The sequence below is a fragment of the Cyclobacterium sp. L-R genome (assembly GCF_056859355.1).
The window spans coordinates 104,032-119,733 of sequence record NZ_JBSXOH010000072.1 but is presented as its reverse complement, the minus strand read 5'-3'; the positions used below and the strand labels follow the sequence as shown (position 1 = coordinate 119,733).

9 protein-coding genes are annotated in these 15,702 nt (G+C 39.8%); 3 read left to right on the top strand and 6 right to left on the bottom strand.

Going from position 1 to position 15,702, the window contains the following annotated elements; all coding sequences use genetic code 11:
- Nucleotides 1-43 precede the first annotated feature (43 nt).
- The 3 genes from AC13EX_RS11995 to AC13EX_RS11985 are packed head-to-tail and all read left to right on the top strand — an operon-like array spanning nucleotide 44 to nucleotide 4,626.
- Nucleotides 44-1,579, top strand: a complete 1,536-nt coding sequence (locus AC13EX_RS11995; protein ID WP_482892864.1) for a N,N-dimethylformamidase beta subunit family domain-containing protein — start codon at nucleotides 44-46, stop codon at nucleotides 1,577-1,579.
- A 56-nt stretch (nucleotides 1,580-1,635) separates the two neighbouring features.
- On the top strand, nucleotides 1,636-3,126 hold the full coding sequence (locus AC13EX_RS11990) for a neutral/alkaline non-lysosomal ceramidase N-terminal domain-containing protein (RefSeq protein WP_482892863.1): 1,491 nt from the start codon (nucleotides 1,636-1,638) through the stop codon (nucleotides 3,124-3,126).
- A 39-nt stretch (nucleotides 3,127-3,165) separates the two neighbouring features.
- Nucleotides 3,166-4,626, top strand: a complete 1,461-nt coding sequence (locus tag AC13EX_RS11985; protein WP_482892862.1) for a neutral/alkaline non-lysosomal ceramidase N-terminal domain-containing protein — start codon at nucleotides 3,166-3,168, stop codon at nucleotides 4,624-4,626.
- Between the two features lie 157 nt (nucleotides 4,627-4,783).
- On the opposite strand, the gene AC13EX_RS11980 is transcribed toward AC13EX_RS11985, so the two are convergent.
- From AC13EX_RS11980 to AC13EX_RS11955, 6 genes are all read right to left on the bottom strand, one after another.
- Nucleotides 4,784-6,103, bottom strand: a complete 1,320-nt coding sequence (locus tag AC13EX_RS11980) for a hypothetical protein (RefSeq protein ID WP_048640143.1) — start codon at nucleotides 6,101-6,103, stop codon at nucleotides 4,784-4,786.
- Between the two features lie 149 nt (nucleotides 6,104-6,252).
- Nucleotides 6,253-7,137 (bottom strand): sugar phosphate isomerase/epimerase family protein, encoded by an 885-nt coding sequence (locus AC13EX_RS11975; protein ID WP_048640142.1) that lies wholly within the window; start codon nucleotides 7,135-7,137, stop codon nucleotides 6,253-6,255.
- Nucleotides 7,138-7,169: 32 nt separating this feature from the next.
- Nucleotides 7,170-8,210, bottom strand: coding sequence for a DUF6807 domain-containing protein (locus AC13EX_RS11970; protein WP_482892861.1), 1,041 nt, complete (start codon nucleotides 8,208-8,210; stop codon nucleotides 7,170-7,172).
- Nucleotides 8,211-8,331: 121 nt separating this feature from the next.
- On the bottom strand, nucleotides 8,332-9,675 hold the full coding sequence (locus tag AC13EX_RS11965) for a Gfo/Idh/MocA family protein (protein WP_048644280.1): 1,344 nt from the start codon (nucleotides 9,673-9,675) through the stop codon (nucleotides 8,332-8,334).
- Between the two features lie 121 nt (nucleotides 9,676-9,796).
- Nucleotides 9,797-11,818: a RagB/SusD family nutrient uptake outer membrane protein gene (locus AC13EX_RS11960; RefSeq protein ID WP_048640140.1), complete on the bottom strand. Its 2,022-nt coding sequence runs from the start codon at nucleotides 11,816-11,818 to the stop codon at nucleotides 9,797-9,799.
- A gap of 49 nt (nucleotides 11,819-11,867) precedes the next feature.
- Complete coding sequence (locus AC13EX_RS11955; RefSeq protein ID WP_084011573.1) at nucleotides 11,868-15,116, bottom strand: SusC/RagA family TonB-linked outer membrane protein; 3,249 nt, start codon at nucleotides 15,114-15,116, stop codon at nucleotides 11,868-11,870.
- Between the last annotated feature and the right edge of the window lie 586 nt (nucleotides 15,117-15,702).

The window sequence follows — 15,702 nt, the reverse complement described above, 5'->3', positions numbered from 1 at the left end:
ATCGAGATCTTAATAGTAGAAGAAACACCATCAATTTCTAAAAATGGCTAAGAACAATAAACTCACCAGGAGAGACGCAATAAAATTAAGTGCAGGTAGTGGATTTGCTTTGGCATTGGGGTCCACACCCGCTTTTTCCAATCCTGCTACTAAAAAGAAAAACCTTATACTGGAAGAAAACAAAAAGGAAGGGACCAGCTCTTGGCAGTTGACCAGAGTAAGACCCGACGAAAAACAATACCGTTCTACACTGATAGAAGGGTATTGTTCCAGACAAAGTCTAACGGCGGGAGAAAGTTTGGACATCATGGTGTCAGTTGATCCGGAAGAGGATTTCCAGATTGATTTTTACCGTACAGGCTATTATAATGGAACTGGAGGCCGATGGATGAAAAAGACAGGCCCTCTTAAAGGTAAGCGACAGGCCACTCCTGCTCTAGGTGAGAAGAATATCCACGAATGCAAATGGGAGGTTTCCACTTCTATAACGATTCCTGAAGATTGGCTGAGTGGAGTGTATTTGGGTAAATTGCGCACCTTGCCTAAAAGCCCTTCAGCGCCTTATTGGGAGAGTTATGTGATATTTATTGTCAAGGATGAGCGTGAAACAGACTTATTGTTTCAGTGCTCCGACAATACTTGGCAGGCCTATAACAAATGGCCTAATAATTATTCAATTTATACCCATCCAAAGGGAAACCAAGGCCCTTGGGCGCAGGTAAGCTTTGATCGGCCCTATGCTCGTCAAGGACAATATGATGCCATTGTCAATGATCCGCTTTCCTTCGGCTCAGGAGAATTTATTTCATTTGAAATGCCATTTTCCTATTTTTTGGAGAAGCATGGTTATGATGTAAGTTATTGTTCCAATGTAGATTTGTTAACCCCTGACAGAGGACTAAAAGCCAAGGCTTTCTTAAGCATTGGGCATGATGAATATTGGGACATCAGGCAATTTAGAAGTGTGGAAAAACTTAAAGAACAAGGAGTAAATTTATTGTTTTTCTCCGGCAATTCTATTTGTTGGGTGGCACCCTATACCTCAAGTGAAGCCGGCCAACCTAACCGTAGGATATTTAGAGGCGGGCCTTATGGTGCCAATAATGATTATGCAGTATTGAGGGAAAAGTTAAATGGCCCTTTTCCCGAACGAGGTCCAGATGAAGGGCTCTTAATGGGCGTAAGAAATACAGAACCTATTAATGGTGGAGGGGATTGGACAGTGAAAAAACCTGACCATTGGATTTTTAAAGGTACAGGCATGAAAAAAGGGGAAAGTATTCCCGGGCTTATCGGTTGGGAGTATCAGGCAGATGCGGCAGACATTGAGGGATTAGAAATTGTAGCGGAAGGTACGGCCTGGCAAGGTGGGGATAACCCATGTCCCTACCAGTCAGTTGTTTATCCGGGTCCAAAAGGCAATTTTATTTTCAGTGCAGCAACCATTTTCTGGGCAATGGGATTGAGTAGCCCTCCTGGACATACCTTGCCTTGGTCCCATTATAGTAGGCCGCATGGGCCAGATCCCAGGGTGCAAAAGATCACCCATAACTTACTAGAAAAAGCCATAAACTCATAGTAAAGTTTTTCTTTCCATTTTATTTACCATACTAAAAATATTTTAGCACATAAAACATGACATTAAAGGCAGGGAATAGTGAAAATGGCCAGGCACATCGTTTTGTCCTTCTGGGCTTTATGGCTGGAATTATGCTTTCAGGATTAATTTTCGGACATAAAGTAATCGCTCAGCAGTCGGGTCTGAAAGCCGGAATGGTGCAATCTGAAATCACTCCTTCAGAAGCCGGTTATCCTCATTATCGAGGACCGAGTACTGGAACACATGATCCATTGTATGCCAAGGCAGTGGTTTTTCAGCAAGAAGGAGAGAAAGTAGCTTTAGTGGTGGGAGATCTTTTATGGGTAGAGAGAGACTTGTCGGTTAGAGCCAGGATGCGCATTGAGAAGGAAACAGGTATACCTTTTCAGAATATTATTATTGCAGGAACTCATTCCCATACCTCTCCGGCCTATCATCCCAATATTAGGGAGCTTACCGGAACATTAAGGCCACCCTTTGACACGCAACTGGATACAGGTAAAGCCGATGTCTATCCTAAGGAGCTTGAAGATGGTATCGTTAATGCGGTGGTAAAAGCCTATGAGCAAAGAGAGGAAGTAGTACTGGAAGTGTTTGGAGAAGAAGTTAATGATTTGGCATTTAACAGACGCTTTATTATGAAAGATGGAAAGTTGATCACCAATCCAGGTAGACGCAATCCATCCATTAGGGAACCGGAAGGACCTACAGATCCAGAATTGGCAGTTGTGATGATCCAAAGGAAGAAAGACAAGCATCCAATTGGGACGGTCTCTAATTTTTCTTTACATGCCGATACCTTTGGTGGAACGGCTTTCAGTGCCGATTACCCGGGATTTTTGGCCAATAATTTACAAAGGCATTTTCATAAAGATTTTGTATCGCTATTTGCAGCAGGAGCTTGTGGTAATATCAACCACATAGATGTTACCGGTACTAAGGAAGAAGTAAAAAGTTCTTCTGAAATAGGCAAAATTCTCTCTTCTGCAATACTTCAAAAACCCAATAAATTTCAAAAAGTCAATGGAACAGAACTAAAGGCAATAGCTAAAGTCATTTATGTTCCCATCCAACATTTCACTCCTGAGGAATTGGAATGGGCCAATACAGAAACTGGGGCTCCACGACTTTATGAAGAAACGGCCTTTCTGGAAAGAAGAAGACGGTTAAAAATCAGGTCGCTTGAAAGAATTAGAAGAACAGAAGCAGTTCCTCCTGCAATAGGGGATCAACCATGGAGAATCCCCTTAGAGGTGCAGGTGTTTCAAATTAGCGAAGACCTGGCCATCGTAGGACTTCCAGGTGAAGTGTTTGTAGATTTAGGTTTGGCTATCAAAGAGAATTCCCCTTATAAAAATACAATAGTGGTTGAATTGACCCATAGCCATATTGCTTATGTCCCCACAAAAGAGGCATTTACCCGTGGAGGATATGAAACCATTAATTCAAGACTAGCCCCGGGTGGGGGAGAATTGCTGGCAGATACTGCTATAGCATTGTTGCAGGAAATACATGAGCAACAATAAATAACAAAATTGGATAAGGCACAATAAGAGGAATTTTCTATGCAAAATAAAAGCAAAGTAATATTCGACAGACGAAAGTTTATTGGAAGAGTAGCGACAGGAACTTTGGGTTTGTTGTCCTCACCTGTTATGTCAATGAATGGAGGAGCATTGCTTGAACATGAGGATGACTTTGGTATGAACAAGGTGGGTGAGTACAAATGGCAAATAGGCATAGCTAAGGCCTTAATAACCCCTCAAAATGACGTTTGGCTTGCAGGTTACGGTAGGAAAAGAGTGGCCTATGGCAAAATCCATGATTTATGGGCCAAAGTAATTGCGCTGAAGGATACTTCTGGCAAAAGGGTGGTGATGGTTACCACTGATCATATGGGCATGTCTAAGACCGTCTATGAACGGATCTTTAACAAAATCGCGAAACAATTTCAATTGGAACGCTCTCAATTTATGTTGACCTTTTCGCACAATCATTGTGCCCCTTGTTTAGAAGATGATCTGGTAGATTATTACCCAAGTGATGAACAACAGAAGAAAGCGGTAAAAGAATATACCTTATGGATGGAAAAAGCGCTAATTGCTGCTGTTGATGAAGCACTTCATAACTGGCAGGATTGTGAATTATTTTTAGGTGGAGGTAATTGCACTTTTGCAGTAAATAGAAGAGACAATAAAGAGTCAGAAGTCCCGGATTTATTGGCTAAAGGAATACCACTACAAGGAGCAGTGGATCATGAAGTGCCTGTTCTGGCTGCTAAAGGTCCCGGAGGGCATTATTTAGCCTTGCTTTTTGGGTATGCCTGTCACCCTACCACATTGGATTTCAATACCTGGTGTGGAGATTACCCTGGGTTTGCGCAGATTGATTTAGAAAGTAAATTCCCAGGTACGGCAGCCATGTTTTTTAATGCTTGTGGTGGAGATCAAAATCCTTTGCCTCGTAGAGAGCTGGCACTGTGTGAGAAATACGGTAAAATGCTTTCCACTGCCGTTGAGGAAGCATTAAATAATCCATTGGAAAAAATTTCTTCTAATCTGAATACATCTTTCAATTTTGTGGATCTGGCTTTTGAAGAAATGGTGACTTTGGAAAAATTAGAACCCATAGCCAATGGCAAAAGTCCACTTCAAGCCAGGTGGGCAAAGCGGATGATTGCAAAAATTGAAAATGGAGAAATATTTGACACTAGCTATCCTTATCCAACCCAAGCTTGGCAAATGGGGAATGAACTTCTGTTTATAGGAATTGGAGGTGAGGCAGTAGTAGATTACTCTTTAAGGTTTAAAAAGGAGTTTCCTGAGAAAACTTGGGTTTGTGGTTATGCCAATTATATGGCAGCTTATATGCCCTCTCGTCGTGTTTGGGAAGAGGGTGGATATGAAGGTGGATCTCATTTGGACGAATACGGTCATCCCGCTTGGAGATGGCGAGGAGATGTAGAAGACAAGATTGCTGCAAGTGTGCATAAAGTAGTGAAGCATACGAAGTCTGTGGATTGGTAAGGAGGTAGGTTATTTTTATTATTCCAGTAAAATCGTCATTGCGAATCCTTGCGGGTTGGCTGAGTGGAAAAACGGTGAGGCAAACTCACCTTGTAGTGGATTCTCACTATTTTTGAAGACATTGGATTTTGCTAAAGTGATGTTATTTCCAGAAAAATCACTCCTCCTTCAAGCGAATTACGAACATTTGACGAGTGCCATTCTTGTCAATCCCAGGTACTAAGATGGCATCATTGCTTCGGTTCCAACGCGGGGCAGGGTCTATACGGATGTCACCACTGTAAAGTCCTTTGTTGATTCCTTCACTTCGGGCAAAGGCACCATCACTTCTTCGGTATACCGCATAGTAGTTTTTATTATCATCACTGTATCCATTGACGAATAGGTCACCATTTGGAGAAAGGGAAATGTCTCCCTCCGGTTTGGGAAACATTTCCGGAGTTCCTAAGCTTCCTATGATTTCCTTGCTGTCAACATTGTAACGAATTTGCTCGTCTGGACCTTTCCCATCATTGTATTTTATGCCGATCAATACATTACCTAAATCCCACTCCGGATGACCACCTATATGGGTTTCATGGAGTTGAAGTCCGGTACCATCTGCATGAATGGAGGTAGGTACATTGATTCTTTCCTTGCCTTGGCCACTCCATCCCGCCCTGATAAAAAAATAAATGCGATTGGCATTACGATTCCAGAGGGTGTGATTGATAAATAAGCCACTGTGGTCAAGTTTTGGATTGGTTTCTTTTAGTTTATTTTCCATTTGATGGTAGGAAACCAACAGTTTCTTATTTCCGGTTTTTACATCCACGAGAAATATCCCATCATTCTCAGGTGCCAATTGATCCTTGGACCAGTCCAGTGCCCCGGGATATCCGGTAACGAGTCTAAGTCTTGCCAAGCGGCCATAATTCAGGCCGAGCCAAGCTGAGCCATCAGCAGCGACACCACCATTCCCGATAGGGCTGTCTTCATAACGGTATTCTTTAACTCGTTTTCTTTGATTGATATCATACAGCACTGTAAATACTTTTCCTGTAGTAAGGTCGCGGTCATTAAAGAAAAACTGGTTTTCGGGTGCTAAAGGGTTCCAATAAAACATAGTGCCCTGCTGAGGATTCCATGCGTGAGATTTGTCCAGCCGGATTAGCTTGTTTTTATTCTGGGTGTCGATAAGAAAAACCGTTGCCGATTCTTCAGGTCTTGGCATGCGGTCTATGGCATCTATCTCAAGTCCTAAAATATACCTTCCTGATTCATTCCAAGGGATGGTTTGACATTGGCCGATGTAGCCAAAGAAGTGGTGCTTTTTGCCAAAGGTTAATTGTTCAATGCTAAGATTGAAAGAGTTTGCTTGTGTAAAGCCTGAAAGAAAAGTTGCCAGGTAGATAAAAATAAAAAAAGAATATAAAAGGCCTTTTTTAGAGAAAAAGCTTCCTTTTATATTCTTTAAACTTTGAATAAAATAAGGCATGATCTGGATGGGTTTGTTATTAAAAGGCAATAAGCTATGCTTGATAAATATAAGCAATTATTGCAATTTTTTGCCCAGACCCAGACGCACTTTATTTATTTTAACCCGGATTATGTAATAGAATGTCTATTGCATATTTCGGGTTTAATTTATTTGGCATTGGCCAACATGGTATTGAAGATATCAAGTTGCTCTCTCATGGCCGCAACCCTGTCAGCAGGTGTGGTGCGTGCTTCCAAAAGAATCCAACCCTTGTAATTCATCCCAACGAATAAATTCATCAACTCCTGATAAGGGTAATTCCCCTCATTTAGCTCACGGATATGAACCGTGTCACCAAACCATTTTTTTACAGAGTTGAAGTTGGCTTCCAAGCCGGGGGCCATAAGGTCCTGATCGTTGGAGTTCCAGCAGATCTTAACACTTTTTTCAGTTACCTGATCAAATATGGCTTTCATATTTGGCAATTGTTGTGTCAGTTTTCCATGCACTTCCACCCTTACCAATTGGCCCAGATCACTGGCAAATTTACCTACCTCGTTAAAGGATTTTGCGATCTGCGCTATGGTTTGCTCTTTGGATACCTCCGCAGGAAGTCCATTAGGCTTTACTTTAATTCCAGTGGCACCTATATCCTTGCAAAGTTGAAGGTATTTCTTAGTCCCTTCTATGTTTTCTCTAACTTGGGCTTGGTCAGTGTAGTGATAAGCATAGTTTGAACCATAGCCAAGGCATTTTACAGGACTGTCTTTGAAGCGTTTTTTTACTTCTTTTCTTTCGTTGGTAGAAAGACTTGCCTCTACACCATGTGCATGTTCAGTTCTTAATTCTACACCGAGTAAACCTGCCTTTTCACAGTTTGTCAAAAGAGTAGGGAGGTCCCAGTCTTTTCCCCATTGATAGGTTACTAAGCCAAGGTTCATTTTGGGTTTTTTAGCGAAAGCTGCCGCAGTAGCAGGGTCCAATAGTGAGAGACCTATTCCTGCAGCAATACTCTTTTGGAGAAAATTCCGCCTTGATTGATTGTTATCCATTGAAATGCTTGTGTTTAAATGGGTTTATCCGGTTATTTTTTAGCGTATTCGTCAGCTAAGGCATTGATTTCATCTTCACTAAGGTGCTCAGAAGCTACCACAACTCTGTATTTGAAAGTAGCTGTTTCGCCTTTTTTCAAGCTGTAGTTCAATTCGTCTTTGCCACCAGAAAGTGCTTTTTGACCTAAAGTGTTTGCTGCAAATAAACCGTAATCTCTAGCATGCCAATAAGTTGGGTAGCCTGGGTTTTCTGGATGATCAATGATTATCAAAGAAACTTGCTCTCCTTTAATTTCACTTGCCAACTCCATCCAACGGGCTCTAGTACCCCAAACATCCCCTCCTGTAATTCCTTCTGAACTTTTGTAATCCCCTTTTACATAGGTATTGTCCATTTTATCCACTTTGGTTTCAACACCATGTGAATCCATTAGGGTAGTTGGTTTCTCTGAAGGCAACTCCATCTCACGGGCAACACGGATGGCAAACATTCCTTCTTTGTTGTCTGTGAACTTAACCTCATCAATCAATGCCGTTAATTCGGTAGTACGGTCAATAATGCGGATATCTTTTCCTGCTTTAAAAGAAAAAGAAGTTTTCTCTTCCAACATGCTTGTGTTGTCAGGAGCTTTCCATAGAGACTTCGTAACCAATAGGGCCTTTCCTTTACCACTTTTAGTTTTTTCGATAGATTGGTGAAAGATGGAGCCATAACCATCCTTTTTGGAAGCAGGAATAGCTTCTGAATTGTTCCAGAAATCAAGTCCGTTAACATCACCATAATTTAACCAAATACCTACGTGATGAGGGTGGTCGGTTCTGTCTCCTGCTTTATTGATCATTGGATAACTCCTAGTCAGCATGTTTCCATCTGGTGAAATTACTGGCCAAAGTACCGGTTTCATTACGTTGTCTGGATAGATATAAGAAGTGAATAGTTCACCAGCAACCATTACATCTACTTTTTTCTCGCCGTCTTTAATTTCGATTTTAATGGGTTCTTTGTCTTTTTGACCAAAGAGGAGAAAATTGCTGCTCATTGCCATTATTACTACTAATGCTATGTATTTCATTTGATAATTTTGTTTATATCTAAAATATAAATTTAAATCCTTTTACAAGAAAAACCTGTCAGGGTAAAAATTCCTGGCAGGTTTTTCTAAAAAGGCAATCAATATTTTGACTATTGATTGTTTAAACCTTGTCTGGAACTTCAAAACCTGGTCTGTAATTACGGGTAAGCATGGCATCTGCTTCCGGATCATTGACAAAAGTCTCAGATTTTGGATTGAACGTCAATACACGGTCCAATTGATAAGCTATATTTCCTAGGTGAGCCAATCCTGAAGACAGGTGCGCTGTTTCTACAGGGCCGTTTAGGATGGAAGCATCATGCTTACGAACTGCCTCAATAAAATTAGCAAAGTGACCGTCAGTCCCACCGGCTCCACGATCCATTTCAGATCCAGAAGGTCCGCCATCTTGTCCTGATTTACCAGGGGTTCTATCTTTGCCAAGGAATGTTTGGTATTTGTCATACCCATCAACTACCAAATAACCTTTGTCCCCATAGAAAATATTACCTACAGTAGCTCCATCTTCAGCATTGGTGCACCATGGTCTTACTTCAAACTGAATGATTTTGTTCTCATCAGGATATTTGTACACAGATGTCAATACTTCTGGTACTGTTTTGGCATCATCCCATAGGAATTTTCCTCCCATGGAAGTGATTTTAGTAGGTAGCCCTACATCTAATCCCCACATACATAGATCTGTTTCGTGGATACCTTGGTTACCAACATCTCCATTGCCATAGTTAAAATTCCAGTGCCAGTTGTAGTGCACTAGGTTTTCAGTAAATGGAGTTTTTGGAGCCGGTCCTGTCCATAAATCGTAATCCAATCCTTCTGGTACAGGAGAAAATCCTTTGTCACCGATGCTCGGTCTCCATCTAAAAACTAGACCCCTGGCCATGTAAACATTTCCTATATAACCATCACGTATTAGTTGGATGGCTTCTTGAACTGCAGGAGAACTTCTAAGCTGAACACCATGTTGAACGATTCTATCGTATTTATGAGCTGCTTCTACCATTTTCCTACCTTCCCAGATATTATGGGAACCAGGTTTTTCCACATAAACATCTTTACCTGCCTGGCAAGCCCAGATGGTAGTCAATGCATGCCAGTGGTTAGGAGAAGCAATACTGATTACATCGATATCTTTATCGTCCATTACCCTACGTAGATCTTGTTCCAAGACCACGTCTGCATTGTATTTTTCCTTAAAGCTTTTTTGACGTTCCTTAAGGATATTCATGTCAGGATCACAAAAAGTCTTTATTTGAACATTTTTTTGTGACATAAAGCCTTGGATATGGCTTTTTCCTCTACCATTTAAACCTAAAACTGCAGCATTGATCCTATCATTGGCTCCAAATACACTGGAAGGTACAATTGTAGGAGCAATAAGAGCAGCCGAACCGGCTACGGCTGATTTTTTAATAAAGGATCTTCTTGATGATTCCTTATCCATATTCAAATTTGGTTTATTATTGAAGTTATAATTAATTCGACCCATTAAATTAAGAAATTCCCCTGACCAAATGATAACAGCAGGGGAATTAATTTACTTTTTATTCACAAGTGGTTAAATTTTATTCGCCAATGGCTCTCATAGGGTCTTCATTGGGAGCACCTGCAGGTTGAACTACATGATTTAGTGGTTCAATATTGTTCTCTGCACCATTGTAACCGGTAGTTTGGTTCAATATAGCATCCACATTACCTACAAGGTATGGCTGATAAACAGGCCAAAATACATGCATAGGATCCATGGTGTATTTGGTAGTGCTGTAAGTAGCCCACGGAACTTCGTCTCTAAAGAAGGTGTTTTTCTCCATCATCCTGTCATAATAGAAACTACTCGCTGAAAGCGATTTTTCTATATCTGTACCAGAGATTGAATAAGTCTTGCCATTGTAAGCCATTTTGCCACTTTTAGCAAAGATTACAGAAATACGAACCAACTCATCATGACGGTATTCTTCACCAAATAGCTCTCTGTTTCTTTCGTCTAGAACTGCTCCAATACCTTCTGTTTGAATGTCTGCAACAGTATACATTTCCATGGCGTTAGCTCTTTGACGGATGGTGTTGATGTCTTCAGCTACACCTGCATAATTGTCTTGCCAGTAACGAGCTTCTGCCCTTACTAAATAGGCTTCAGCAATTCTCATGATGTACATGTCCATTTTACCTCCATCCTGACGGTCAGGTCTAGATTCTTGGTTAACAGAGTAAAACTTGTATCTTGGGTAACCGAACCAGCACCTGATGGTATCCTGACAAGTTAAGTTGCCATTGTCATCATATAGACGAAGGGGCTCCAAATAATATTCACTTCCATCTTCCAATAAAGAAGGATTGTCATACAAAACATCCTCCATCTCAAACCAGTTAAGGTCTTTGTGACGGTAATCTTGTTCGTCAATTTTTCCTTTAAAGTTCCAGATGTCATATTGAGAATAGTTGGTAGGTCTCGCAAATCCTTGACCTCTACCCCATTTTTTCATCATTCTACCTCTTTCGTCGCTAGTAGACTGCTGTACATCTGTACCGGTTCTGGTAGTACCAGGCTCCCAAACACCTAGGTTTGTACTTACAAAGTTAGGACCCCAAGCTCTGATTCTAGCAGATCTACCTTGCGTACCCAATACGAATGGCTCATTGACAACCAACCAAATCCCTTCAGGATTACTGGTTTTTTGTGCTCCTTTGTCCATGTGTAGGTAATTTACTGCATCAGCAGAGGCATAACCACTTCTACCAGGCAATGGATTTCCTGTATTTGGATTGTTGGTATTGGCAACTTCTACCTCGGTAACATCTGCAGGTATCATGTCATCAGTGAAAAGTTGAGATTCACCTCCGTTGATGACATCGTCCATTAATTTTTCAGCATCGGCAAAACGTAAGTTAAGCATGTAATACTTAGCTAAAAGGACACGTACAGCATCCTTAGGGGCTTGCCCTACAGGTATTTGACTTTTTGGTTTAACATGCTGTACAGCATATTCCAAGTCTACAATCATTTGGTCCCAGATTCCTTGCATATTAAATGCTTTAAAATCACGCCTCGCTCCTGCTAGCACATTTAGTGGGAAAGCAACATTACCAAAATCCATGGTCAATTGCATGTAGAAAAAGGCTCTCAAGAAATAGGCTGAACCTAATAAGTGATTCCTATCTTCATTGTTGGTACCATTATCCCAGTCAGGGATGTCAATATAATCTATTACTGTATTTGCTTTCTTGATATGCTTATAATTGTCAGCGTAAAAAGACCTTGTACGTCCAGCATCATTGTTTCTACTGTTGGTAGGCGTAGCATATACACGTAAATCTACAAATGCATCCGGTTTATCCGTAGCAGATACCACAGAAGCATCACTCATGTTACTGTTGAACATCAGTTCACGGGTATCACCATTCCATTGACTGAAAACCCCAAGATATGCTGCATCCAAGGCAGTTTGGAGTCCTGCTGCATCTACAAAAGTGTTTTCAGGACTTAAGTATGACAATGGTTTCTCATCCAAGAATTCTTCGTTACATGAGAACGAAAATACCAGGAATACAGGAAGTATTATCCCTTTAAATATATTTATCTTTTTCATTTCTTTCTTTTTTTAATTTGTGTTTCTAAAACTGTAATAGTGCTTAGTTTTAGAAAGTTACATCCAAACTAAATGAATAAGTTCTTGGCATTTCTCTAGCAGATTCAGGATCGCCTAATTCCTTAATCCATGGAGTGAAGACAGCCACATTTTCAATGTTAACGGCTAGTCTTACCCTATTCGCTTTGACTTTTTCCAAAATATTTTGAGGCAAACTATAACCTACTGAAATATTTTGAAGCCTTACATAAGACTGACTCAACCATGCATTACCACCACCCAAATTGATTGAGTTAATTCTGGCAAAATCATTTTGTCCGTTAAGCGGAGTCCAGTAAGGAATATCGTACCAGTTGTGGTTTTTGATATATTGTTGAGAATTGTTAAAAGGTTCAGAAGTACCTCCTTTGTATCCCAATCTAGCTAGGAATATTACACCTAAATCAAAGTTCTTATATTCTACATCATTTCTTAAAGTGATGTACCAAGGGTTATTGGTTAAGCCTAAGAATACTTTGTCATCAATGTCAATGTCTCCATCACCATCTTGATCCACAAACCTGAAGTCTCCGGGGAATAGGCCATATTTAGCAGCTTCTGCTTCTTCTCCCAATTGGTAAACCCCATCTAATTCCCAATCCCAAATGATGTCTTTGTTTTCACCAATAAACCATCCGTTTTGTAAATCATCAGGCTCTCTCATTACTGTATTTCCTTCACTGTCGGTTGTCTCAGAAGGAGCATTTCCTAAAGTGGTGATTTTATTCACTCTATAAGTGACGTTAAAGGCAGTAGTCCACACAAGGTTAGCAGTAGATACATTGATTGAGTTTAATCCCAAATCAAAACCTCTGTTCTGTAAATTCCCTACATTGGTTTTAACTGATTCAAATCCTGATAAATCAGGTAGTTTTTGATCCAACAATAAATCTCTTGTTTCTGACTGGTATACATCTAAGGACCCGCTTAGTCTATCATTGAAAAGACCAAAATCCAAACCTACGTTAAAAGATCCGGTACGTTCCCATGATAACATAGGGTTAGCTATTCTAGTGATCTCTGTATAAGGTGTAGGTACATATCCTCCATCATAATTCAAAAATACACCATTACTCAATCTTGCATAAGCATTGTAGTCTTCCAATCCACTACTGTTTCCGTTAACCCCATAACTCAATCTTAACTTTAAGTAATTAAGTGCTGAGTTGTTTTGCATAAAGTCCTCATTGCTAATTGTCCAAGCTCCAGATACTGAAGGGAAATTACCATAGATGTTTTGTAAACCAAATCTAGAGTAACCATCTCTTCTGATGGAAGCAGAGAAATTGTATTTATCACTGTAGGCATAATTTACCCTACCCATTAAACCTGTTCTAGAGTTTGTCTCATCATAAGAGGACATGGTAGGATTAAGGCCAAGTTGTACTGCGTGATAACCAAGTGCAGATGTTGGGGAGAAATTGTTAGTCATTGCTCTGGTTTCCCATCTTTGGTTTCTTTCTGCATTGTATAATCCAGTGAAGTTGATTCTGTGCTCACCGAAAGATTTGTTCCAGTTTAAAGTAGTGTTGGACTGCCAAGAGAAGTAATCATTGTACCTTCTTTCAGCCGCATCTACAGCCCTTTGAGGGTTTCCTTTTTCATCCAAGTCAAATCTTTTGTAAACATCAAATCGAGGAGTGTAATCCGTTCTTAATGTAAAGTTTCCTGGTAAGTTAACAGAAGCATATAAGGTAGGGTTAATCATAAACCTGGAATAGCTTCTTGTGTTCCAAGATGGATCCTGGTAAGGGTTACTAATATTTGAACCTGCAGCCTGATCATTCAAGTTTTCTCTTGTTTGTGGCATGCCATTCTTCCATGGTTGGTCATAAGGTGAAAAAACCCTAAAGCTACCACTTTCTACGGCTTCTTGTCCTTCGTTTTGGTAAGTAAAGGAAGTATTTGCACCAATGGTGAAAAACTCAGCCAAATTTACATCCAAATTTAAACGAGAAGTGATTGTTTCAAAGGATTCTCCAATTTGAACAGATTCTCTATTACTGTATCCCAAAGAGTAATAATAGGATACCCTTTCATTTCTTCCTGATACACTAACGTCATAATCCTGTCTTACACCTGTGTGGAATAAGAAGTCTTGCCAGTCGTAAGAAATACCATTCTGGTAATTCTCAATTTCGTTTTCCCAAAAACCAAAGTTATTAATCCTAGCCAAATCGATTTTAGCTGGGTCAGTTTCACCTGGTATACCATTGGCAGCAAGCCAATCATCTTGGTACTGAGGATCAATGCTGTTATAATCCCTAAATCTTGTCCAAGGATCAGTAATGGAATTGGTAATGGTTTCGTTCATGTCCGTTAACCAATTCAATACATCTTCACCACCTTTGTGAGTCTGTTGTCTTCTAGCACCTGTTATTAATCCAACTCTGGAGCTGAAAGAGATTTGAGGTTTGCCATATTCACCTCTTTTGGTGGTAAATATTACTACACCATTGGTCGCTTGAGAACCATAAACGGCGGCAGCACTCGCATCCTTCAAAACATCAACACTTTCTATGGTGTTAGGGTTGATTTCTGCAAGGTCACCTCTAAATATTACACCATCTAGTACAATAAGTGGACGGTTCGCATTGGCTTCATCAGTTGCGTCAGCTTTAATAGAAGCATCTCCACGAACATTGAAACTAGGAACGTTTTTCGCACTTGTGGAATATCCCACACTTAAACCTGGTACTGTTGTTCTCAAGATTTCAGAAACAGAGGTAGGTTTGTATTTCATTACCTCTTCAGCCTGCACGTTGATTACAGCACCTGTAAGGTCTTTCTTCTTTTGCGTACCATAACCAATAACAACCACTTCATCCAAAGCTTGGGTGCTCATGGTAAGGGTTACATCTATAGTAGATTGGTTGCCAACTTCTATGGTTTGACTCTCAAAACCTATAAAGGAAATGACCACTGAAGAATTATCAGGTACTGTAAGGGTGTATTTACCATCCAGGTCGGTTGCTGTTCCTATGGATGTTCCGGGTACAGAAACAGTGGCTCCTGGAATAGGTTGGCCATTGTTGTCAGTAACTGTTCCTGATATCGTGACGTCAAACATATCTGCCAATGTCGATTTGCCTACATTGGAATTGGAGGCAGTCGTAAGCTGATTTTGTTCGATATTTTTTAGGTTTTTGTCCAAACTTGTTTGCTGAGCCATTAAGCTCCCTGAAAACAAGCAGAACGATAAAGTCGCTAGTGATGATATCGGTTTCACCACTAGTCGATTAAGTAGTTTTCTTTTCATAATGGATTATTGTTAATTGTTTTTGATTAGAAAGAAATCCTTTCTTAAAATCGGGTTTGGGCTTTTAGAAATCTATTTCATTGGCATTTGGTTTATTGATGAACGGTAAATAATTTACATGAAGTAACAAATAGATATTTCGTTAAACATGGATCTTTTCTCGTATGTCAAAACTTTATTTTGTTATAATTTATAATTATTGATAAATCGTGTGTATTTGACTGAAAATTGCTATTTTTATTATTGTTTCATTATTGCATATTAAAAATTTTTTTCTCCTAAAAAAAATTTAAGTCCAACTTTATCAAAAAGCAGTCGTAATCCCAATTTTACAGCAAATTGTCGTAAAAAAGCAGTCGGTTTAATATAATATTATTGTCATTTAGTCATTATTCATTTAGATTAAAAGAGATGATGAAATTGATATCATTTTTTTGTGATTATACTGGTTCTTATTCAAGAAGTTTTGTTTGGTTAATTTGAAGATTGAGGATGGTACGCTTTTGGGGCTTCTATTTTTTGGATAAAGTGTTGCTCTCCTTCTTTTGGCAGGTAATAAATAAAGTATTATCTAAAAAGAACATTT

Excerpts from the sequence above, each read along its gene's own strand:
- AC13EX_RS11995 (WP_482892864.1), top strand. The coding sequence starts at position 44 with ATGGCTAAGAACAATAAACTCACCAGGAGAGACGCAATAAAATTAAGT.
- AC13EX_RS11985 (WP_482892862.1), top strand. The coding sequence starts at position 3,166 with ATGCAAAATAAAAGCAAAGTAATATTCGACAGACGAAAGTTTATTGGA.
- AC13EX_RS11990 (WP_482892863.1), top strand. The coding sequence starts at position 1,636 with ATGACATTAAAGGCAGGGAATAGTGAAAATGGCCAGGCACATCGTTTT.
- AC13EX_RS11970 (WP_482892861.1), bottom strand. The coding sequence starts at position 8,210 with ATGAAATACATAGCATTAGTAGTAATAATGGCAATGAGCAGCAATTTT.
- AC13EX_RS11980 (WP_048640143.1), bottom strand. The coding sequence starts at position 6,103 with ATGCCTTATTTTATTCAAAGTTTAAAGAATATAAAAGGAAGCTTTTTC.
- AC13EX_RS11955 (WP_084011573.1), bottom strand. The coding sequence starts at position 15,116 with ATGAAAAGAAAACTACTTAATCGACTAGTGGTGAAACCGATATCATCA.
- AC13EX_RS11960 (WP_048640140.1), bottom strand. The coding sequence starts at position 11,818 with ATGAAAAAGATAAATATATTTAAAGGGATAATACTTCCTGTATTCCTG.
- AC13EX_RS11965 (WP_048644280.1), bottom strand. The coding sequence starts at position 9,675 with ATGGATAAGGAATCATCAAGAAGATCCTTTATTAAAAAATCAGCCGTA.
- AC13EX_RS11975 (WP_048640142.1), bottom strand. The coding sequence starts at position 7,137 with ATGGATAACAATCAATCAAGGCGGAATTTTCTCCAAAAGAGTATTGCT.